General features: G+C 59.7%; 1 protein-coding gene. It reads right to left on the bottom strand.

What is annotated here, in order from left to right; translation table 11 throughout:
• On the bottom strand, window positions 1–915 hold a 915-nt coding region (locus tag ADK28_RS11720), incomplete at its 3' end, for a carbohydrate ABC transporter permease (protein WP_048795724.1).
• Window positions 916–978 lie beyond the last annotated feature (63 nt).

Below are 978 nucleotides of genomic sequence, written 5' to 3'. Positions count from 1 at the left end.
CGCCATTTGAATCAGGGTGATCACCAGCGTGACGGCGAACAGCACCACGGTGATGGCGGAGGCGTAACCTTTTTCCTGCAGGTAAAACGCGTACTTGTAGAACAGGTTGGTGACGGTCATCACGTCGTTTTCCACCAGCGCGCGGTCGAACATCAGGAACACCACGTCAAAGACTTGCAGGATCTCGATAAAGCTCATCACCGACACGAAGAACAGCGTCGGCACCATCATCGGCAGCGTGATGCAGAAGAAGCGCCGCAGGGTGCCGATGCCGTCGATATCCGCCGCTTCGTACAACTGGCGTGGAATGCTCTGCAGTCCGGCCAGCAAAATGATGATCTTCAGCGCCAGCGACGACCAGATGATGATGATGGATACGCTGATGCGCACCACGTCCGGATCGGACAGCCAGGCGACCGGCGCAATGTGCAGCAGGCCCAGCGCCTGGTTGATCAGGCCGAAGTCCTTGTTGAACAGCCATTGCCACACCATGGCCACCGCCGCGGGCATGGTGACTGCCGGCAGGAACAGCAGGGTGCGCAGCAGGCCTTTGCCGCGGATATTCTGGTTGAGGCCGATCGCCAGCAGCAGCGACAGGCTCAGGCTGATCGGCACGCAGACCACCACGTAGAACAGGGTGTTGGCGGCGGCGGTGTAAAAGTCGTCGTCTTCGAACAGGTTGAGATAGTTATCGACGCTGATGCTGCTCCAGCGCATGAATTGGTTGAGATCGGTAAAGCTGTAAAAGATGTTTTGCAAGAAGGGGATCAGGTAAAACACCGTCACCCCCAAAAGCAGCGGCAGGATCATCACCCAGCCCCAGAAGCGCTCGGCGCGTTCGAGCCGATTGAGCGCGGGACGGGCGGTGCGCCGGGGGTGTTTCAGGGTGACCGTAGCCGTTTCTGCCAGCGACATGTTGCCATTCCTCACCTATGACGTTCAGCGTGGTTCCCCCGCGGCGCGCGCTCGGGGCTGCGC

Source organism: Serratia sp. 506_PEND, from assembly GCF_001076875.1.
Classification (GTDB): Bacteria; Pseudomonadota; Gammaproteobacteria; order Enterobacterales; family Enterobacteriaceae; genus Serratia; species Serratia marcescens.
This window is presented reverse-complemented; position numbering and strand designations above follow the sequence as displayed.